Here is a 7741-nt window from a genome sequence, read left to right as displayed (position 1 = left end):
AATAATTTGTTTCGGGTTTTTTATTTAATATATGAACAATGTATAATAGACGAAAAAGGCAATAAAGAAAAAGAGAGCTAATCCATAATTTAAGGAGTAACTCTCTTTTTCTTAAGTCATGTTAAACAATTTCAAGTGGCTTCTTATTGAAATATTCATCATAAATAACTTGAACAGCTAAATCCGAATACGCCTCATCAATACCAAACATCATAGAAATTTCTGAGGAACCTTGGTTTATCATATTTAAGTTGATTTGATTTTTGCTGAGAGCGTGTGTTGCAGTTGCAGCGGTCCCGATAGAATTATTCATTCCTTCTCCTACAATCATCAAGATAGCAAGATTAGTTTCAATCGTTAATTCATCAACTTGAGCATGCTTCCTAATTTGTTTTAATACTCTATTTTCCTTTCCACGTATTTGATTAGATCGCATAATAATACTTAAATTATCGATTCCTGATGGTATATGTTCTATAGAAATATTCTCTTCTTCTAAAATACTCAAGACTTTCCGCGTGAATCCGATTTCTCTATTCATCAAATATTTCTTAATATTAATACTTGTAAATCCTTTGTCACAACTAACGCCTGAAATGATATGAGTTAAATGTGAAATATCTCTTTCGCTTACGATAAATGTTCCTTTATCATCAGGTTTATTAGTGTTTTTAATGACAACGGGAATTCGATCTTTATACAGTGGTTCTAGTGCTTCATCATGAAAAACGCCAAATCCTGCGTATGAAAGCTCTCGCATTTCTCTATATGTAATTTCAGGTATTACTTCTGGTTGAGATACAACTGATGGATTTGCTCTATAAATACCAGAAACATCCGTGAAATTTTCGTATAGTTTCGCTTTTACACCTCTTGCCAAAATAGCACCCGTAATATCTGAACCTCCTCTTGGGAAAGTTACGATATCCCCTTGATGAGAGAACCCAAAGAATCCGGGTATAACTAAAGTTTCTTTATAATTTTTTAATTTGTTTATTTGTTCATATGATTCCTCTAAAATCATGGCATTTCCAGGTTCATCTGTTACAAAAATGCCAGCATCTTTTGGAGATAGATACCGTGTTGGAAACCCTAAATCATTATTATATTGCGCTATAATTTGAGCATTGAAGTCTTCTCCACAACTTTTCAAAGCATCAAGTAGGCGTTCAGGTTTATGTCGATAAAATTCAATTAAATGGAGGAGTTTATCTTTTAATTGGATTAAAATTTGATCATCCATATTTAAGTCTGAAACGATTTCTTCGTAGCGACCAATTATTTGGCGTAGTTTATTCGTATAATCCAATCCATTAATAACTTTATCATATAATCGAATGAGTAAGTCAGTCGTTTTAATATCATCTTTATATCTCTTACCTGGAGCAGATACGACGACTATTTTCCTTTCATCGTCACTATTAATGATGTTAAGTACTTTCTTGATTTGTTTGCTGCTAGCGACGGAGCTTCCGCCAAATTTTGAAACTTTCATTTGATCAGTCCTTTAGTGGGGGTAATATAATTAAAGTCATTTACAAAGCTTGAAATCATGTTAATATAAAATTATTCAAATAATTCTAACTTTACAAAAAACTTTAATGAATTTATACTATAATAAAGTTTAGTCTATTTCAAGTAGACAAATGTATTTTTAAAAAGAACATAATATTTAAGGTGAGTGAAAAAATGAAAGTATTAAATGTAGCAGTACTAGGATTAGGCACAGTCGGAACAGGTGTCGTAAAAATTATAGAAGAGAATAAGAAACAAATCGAAGATACGATTGGAAAATCTATACATATCAAACACATTCTTGTCAGCAATGTAGGCAAGAAACGTGCAATTAATACTTCTTGCTATCATTTAACTGAAAATATAGAAGATATATTAAACGATGACGAATTGGATATCGTTGTAGAAGTAATGGGTGGAATAGAACCAACAGTTGAGTGGTTAAAGACATTCTTATCTAATGGCATCCATGTGATAACAGCAAATAAAGATTTATTAGCAATTCATTTAAGAGATTTAGAAGATTTAGCTGAAAAGAACAAAGTCGCACTTAAATATGAAGCAAGTGTGGCTGGTGGTATTCCAATTGTAAATGCCATAAATAATGGATTAAATGCAAATAATATTAATCAATTTATGGGTATATTTAATGGGACATCGAATTTTATTCTTAGCCAAATGACGAGAGAAGGTAAATCTTACGAAGAGGCGTTACAGTTAGCAACTGATTTAGGATATGCAGAAGCTGATCCAACAGACGATGTTGAAGGCGTAGACGCAGCTCGTAAAGTCGTTATTACGAGCTATTTATCATTTAATAGGGTTATTTCTTTAAATGATGTTGAGAGAATAGGGATATCTAATATTGAAATTGAAGATATTAAAGTAGCTGAAAAGTTAGGCTACAAAATTAAATTAATTGGTCAAGGTAAGTATGAAAATGGAAGTGTCGTTGCAAGTGTTAAACCTACATTATTGCCAGATAGTCATCAAATGGCACATGTCGAAGATGAATATAATGCAATTTATGTTATTGGAGATTCTGTTGGAGATACAATGTTTTATGGTAAAGGTGCAGGTAGTTTAGCAACTGGTAGTGCTGTTGTATCTGACTTGTTAAATGTTGCTTTACAATTTGAATCTGACCTTCATACATTACCGCCACATTTCGAACTTAAAACAGAGAGAACGAAAGAATTAGTTGAAGATGACGTTGTTAAATTCCCACTGAAAAATAGCCATTTTATAATTGTGAAAAGTAATCAATCAGAAGATGAGTTACGTGATGACATTAAGTCTGTTATTGATTTTCATAGAAGTGTTAAAGTTGAACAAAGAACAGAAGATACGTTTGGTGTCATTATTAGAGGGATAGATCATTTACCAATTGATACCTTAAAAGAGAATAACATAGAAGTGTTAAAATATTATTCAATCGAAGGAGATAAGTAATATGGGAAGATGGAAAGGCTTAATCAATAATTATAAAGAATTTTTACCTGTTAATGATGGTACACCAGAATTAACGTTAAACGAAGGAAATACACCGCTTATACATTTGCCATTCCTATCTGAAAAGTTAAATATTAACTTATATGCTAAGTTTGAAGGCTTAAACCCGACAGGATCGTTTAAAGATAGAGGCATGGTTATGGCTGTGGCAAAGGCTAAAGAAGAAGGTAAAAAAATAGTCATTTGTGCGTCGACTGGTAATACTTCAGCTTCGGCAGCAGCATATGCAGCTAGAGCAGGAATGAAGGCAATCGTCGTTATTCCTGAAGGTAAAATTGCATTAGGTAAATTAGCTCAAGCAGTAATGTATGGTGCTGAAATTGTTTCAATTAAAGGTAATTTTGATGAAGCATTAAATATAGTTAAGAAAGTAGCTGAAAAGGGTGATATCGCCTTAGTTAACTCAGTTAACCCTTATAGAATAGAAGGTCAAAAAACCGGTGCTTTTGAAATAGTTGAACAACTTGACGGTAAAGCTCCAGATTTATTTGCAATTCCAGTAGGTAATGCTGGTAATATAACAGCTTACTGGAAAGGATTTAAAGAATTTCATCATATAAATAAATCGGGTTTACCTGTAATGTGTGGTTTTCAAGCAGAAGGAGCTTCTCCAATCGTTCAAGGTAAAGTAGTTGAACAACCAGAAACAATAGCTACAGCGATTAGAATAGGTAATCCTGCAAGCTGGAAGTTAGCTGAAGAGGCAAGAGATGAATCTAATGGCTTAATTGATAGTGTGACAGATGATGAAATATTAGATGCTTATCAATTAATGACAAGAAAAGAAGGTGTATTTAGTGAACCTGCAAGTAATGCTTCAATTGCTGGGCTACTAAAACTACATGAACAAGGACAATTAAAACCAAATCAAACTGTTGTAGCAATATTAACTGGCAATGGATTAAAAGACCCAGATACAGCTATCAGTTTATTAGATTCACCGATAACGCCTTTAGAAAATGATGAACAAGCAATTGTCGATTATATTGAGCGTGCATTACAATGAAAACATTGAAATTAAAAGTACCGGCATCAACAGCAAATTTAGGTGTTGGATTTGATTCAATTGGCATGGCTTTAGACAAATATCTTGAGGTAGAAGCACACCTTTCTGCAGATGAGAAATGGCATTTTGAACATATTGGACCACATTTACTTGGATTACCTAATGATGAAACACATTACATTACGAACATTGCAAACAGAGCAACTGAAAAGTTCAATAAAGAAATGCCAGCACTCAATTTAAAGATGTTCAGTGATATTCCATTAGCAAGAGGATTAGGGAGCTCAGCATCTGCGTTAGTAACTGGTCTATATTTGGCTAATCATTTTGCTAATTTAAAACTTTCGAAATATGAACTATTACAGTTAGCAACAGAAATAGAAGGTCACCCTGATAATGTGGCTCCAACAATATATGGTGGACTCGTGTTAGGTGTATATGATCCGGAACTCAATCATACAGATGTTTCATATATAGATATTCCCAAAGTTGATGTTATCGCAACTATTCCTGAATATGAATTATCTACTGAAAAGGCGAGGAAAGTATTGCCCGAAACATTATTTTTAAAAGAAGCGGTTAAATACAGTGCGATTAGTAATACAATGATTAGCGCACTTATTCAACATAATTATGAATTAGCTGGAAAGATGATGATGAAAGATGGGTTCCATGAGCCATATCGACAACATTTAATTCCTGACTTTCATAATATTAAACAAGTAGCCATTGAACACGGAGCATACGCCACATTCATTAGTGGCGCAGGACCTACAGTTCTGACGTTCATAAAAAAAGAATTGAGTGGTAAGCTTGTAAGAGCGTTACAAGATGAATTTAAAAATTGTGAATCAGAACTCGTTACAATTAATAGATTTGGTGCTAGTCAAGAAATTATCAATTTATAATAATTAGAAATGATGCATATATTCTGTCATATGATAGAATATATGCATCATTATTTTTAAGGAGATTAAAATTATGGCTTATAAATATATTGTAATGGATATGGATGATACACTTTTAACATCTAATAATGAAATCAGTGAAAAAACATTCTCATATCTTATGGAAAAGCAAAGAGAAGGTATGAAACTTATATTAGCATCAGGTAGACCAACTGCAGGCATGATAAAACATGCAGTGGCTTTAGAAATGGACAAATATCATGGTTTTATAGTGAGTTACAACGGTGCATACGTTATAGATGCACAAAAAGATGAGATTATTTATAAAGAAACTATTAGTAAAGTAGATGCCCATAAGATTATTGACTTTTGCCGTGAGCATAACTTTTTCTATTTAACATACATAGATGATGCTATCGTTTTCGATCGTACACATGAATATATGAATATTGAAAGTGATTTAACAGGGTTACCTATGAAATCTGTCGATGATTTAAAAGATTTCATAACTGGTGATGTACCAAAAGTAATGGGTGTTGATTTCGAAGAAAATATCGCGAAAGCGAATAGTGCATTAAATGGACAATTTAATGAACAAATATCGTCAACGATAAGTAAACCTTACTTTTTAGAATTTATGAATCATCAAGTATCAAAAGGAAAAACATTAGAAAAATTATTTAATAAGATAAATATTGATTTTGAAGATGTTATTGCATTTGGAGATAGTTTAAATGATTATGACATGCTTGAAAAAGCAGGAGTAGGTGTAGCAATGGGAAATGCGAATGATACAATAAAGAATATCGCAAATATTGTTACTGAAGATCATGACCATGATGGTATAGTGGTAGCACTTGAAAAATTATTAACAAAATAACATATTAAAGCACAGCTTATGGAGGATATATACCTCATAAACTGTGCTTTATTTATTTCTGTATGGTAATAAATATTGAATGCATATTAATACACTCTATCTTCATTAAAAGCTATTGATGTCATTTCAATTACTAAAATTGACTTCGCACCTAACACTTTAAGTTGTTGAACTAAATCATCAATTTCTGTTTTGTGTCTTAAACGTTCAACAAATACGATGATTTGGTCATATCTATCTACCTCTAAATTATACAAGTAATGCGTAATGGTACGTTCAAGCGGTGACATGAAACTAATTTTCTTATTGGAATGATTTAATGTACTTGAATCAAAATTAAAGCGAGTGGTTCCTTGCACTCTAATTTCTTCACCAGGTAAGTATCTTGCGATCTGTAGCGGAACATATAGAAATTCACCAACACCAATGACCATTTTCGGTGAATCATCTAAGAAATCGTTTAACAATTCACCCATGCGTTGAAATAACGATTCTGAAACTTGCTGTTCTTTACCGTTTAAAGTGAATCTACCTGTTGAAATGAAATATGGATTATCATGTATTGTGCCATCTCGCAACATATTTTGAGCTTTTACAATAAAGTAATCGTTAATAACATTGCGCAATGAATGGTACTGGACTTTTGTTTCTTGAACATTGTTTTTTAGTAGTTCATTCGATGCTAACTTTGGTGTTACAGTTTCTTTATCTTGTATTTCGACATCAAAAGTCATAAGAGAAATAATGTTGATTTTTATATTAAGTTCTCGTTCCAATGCTGCGAATGTTTCTTTGACCTCATTTGACCTTAAATCAATGGGTGTTAATACCGTATACATTTCTCTTGAAGGGTATTTATCATGAATCTTTTTTATTAAATTTAAGACAGATTTAGCATTTAATAAGTGATTATCTATTATGGCAATTCTCTCATCATTATCAAAAAAGTCTTTACTATTTGTATAAAAATATAATCGTTCTTCAGAATCTACGATATCACTATGATCAAGTAGAGGAGGGTGAGAAATAATCTTATCTCGAGTTGATGCTAAGAACATAACTTCATCATCAAATAAACTAAATATTGATTGACCTAAATTTACTGCACGTTCACTTAATCCTAGAAATCTACTAGGTGGGTAATGACCCAATTTACTTGCTTCAACTAAATTCAAGGCTTGAATCATTTTTCCTCTACTATGACCATTTAATGCTTTTTCTAACATTAATATTCTTTCATCAGTTTCACCAGTCAGAGCCTCATGATATAAGAAACCGAGTAATAAACCAACGAGTAATGGTTTCTCAGGATATAATGCTCTTGAATAGCCTAAGCTAGGTGATACTGGTATAAACGGGAATTCAGAATGTTCTTCTTGCGTAATTGCTAACATTTCATCAATTTGAAAATTAAATCGATTATGGGTAACTTTAACTTCTACTTGTTTATCGTTATCTAAAGGAAATACTTTGCTTTCTTGAGACATGTTATAACTCCTTTATTTGCTTGTATGTGTCCATTCATGACTATGTTTCTTTCTTTTTATATGTGCATAAATTTGATCTGCAGCATAGTCTTGGTTTGTGTAAACAGTTATATCAAAGAAAGCTTGATTTTCTTCAAAAGGTTCATTTAAATACACTTCTTTTAAATGTTCAAATAAAGATTGCATTTGTTCTCTTTCTAAGCTCGTGTACTCTCTTAATGTTTTTTTGACAAGTTGTGTGTGTGTGTCATAAATACTTTGCACAACAATGACGAAGCGCTCATCTTGATTCAAAACGTCATCAAATAAATTAGTTTGTCCAGCCATTATTTCACCTTCTTAATTTATAATTAAATATTTAACTTTATTATACTATACATAGCACAATTTTAAAAAGTAACAATCAATTATTAAATATTTGAATTATACTCCA

The 7741-nt window shown here is 31.9% G+C and carries 7 protein-coding genes; 4 read left to right on the top strand and 3 right to left on the bottom strand.

What is annotated here, in order from left to right:
* Positions 1–121: 121 nt before the first annotated feature.
* Complete coding sequence (locus CD111_RS08185; protein WP_095088175.1) at positions 122–1495, bottom strand: aspartate kinase; 1374 nt, start codon at positions 1493–1495, stop codon at positions 122–124.
* A 194-nt stretch (positions 1496–1689) separates the two neighbouring features.
* Between CD111_RS08185 and CD111_RS08180 the strand changes: the two genes are divergently transcribed.
* From CD111_RS08180 to CD111_RS08165, 4 genes are all read left to right on the top strand, one after another.
* Positions 1690–2967: a homoserine dehydrogenase gene (locus CD111_RS08180; RefSeq protein WP_095088173.1), complete on the top strand. Its 1278-nt coding sequence runs from the start codon at positions 1690–1692 to the stop codon at positions 2965–2967.
* Between the two features lies 1 nt (position 2968).
* Positions 2969–4033 carry a threonine synthase gene (thrC, locus tag CD111_RS08175; RefSeq protein WP_095088171.1) on the top strand — a complete coding sequence of 355 codons (1065 nt, stop codon included), beginning with the start codon at positions 2969–2971 and terminating at the stop codon, positions 4031–4033.
* Positions 4030–4941: a homoserine kinase gene (gene thrB / locus CD111_RS08170; RefSeq protein ID WP_095088169.1), complete on the top strand. Its 912-nt coding sequence runs from the start codon at positions 4030–4032 to the stop codon at positions 4939–4941. The genes thrC and thrB overlap by 4 nt, the downstream gene beginning before the upstream one ends.
* A 70-nt stretch (positions 4942–5011) precedes the next feature.
* A complete protein-coding gene (locus tag CD111_RS08165) occupies positions 5012–5821 on the top strand; it encodes a Cof-type HAD-IIB family hydrolase (RefSeq protein ID WP_229726511.1) in 810 nt (269 codons plus the stop codon).
* Positions 5822–5907: 86 nt separating this feature from the next.
* Here CD111_RS08165 and CD111_RS08160 read toward each other — a convergent pair whose 3' ends face one another.
* Positions 5908–7308: a phosphoribosyltransferase domain-containing protein gene (locus tag CD111_RS08160; protein ID WP_095088165.1), complete on the bottom strand. Its 1401-nt coding sequence runs from the start codon at positions 7306–7308 to the stop codon at positions 5908–5910.
* A 12-nt stretch (positions 7309–7320) separates the two neighbouring features.
* Positions 7321–7635, bottom strand: a complete 315-nt coding sequence (locus CD111_RS08155; RefSeq protein WP_095088162.1) for a hypothetical protein — start codon at positions 7633–7635, stop codon at positions 7321–7323.
* Positions 7636–7741 lie beyond the last annotated feature (106 nt).

This window comes from Mammaliicoccus stepanovicii, from assembly GCF_002902525.1.
Lineage (GTDB): Bacteria > Bacillota > Bacilli > Staphylococcales > Staphylococcaceae > Mammaliicoccus > Mammaliicoccus stepanovicii.
Note: the sequence above shows the minus strand (reverse complement) of the source record. Positions and strands in the feature narration are given on the sequence as shown.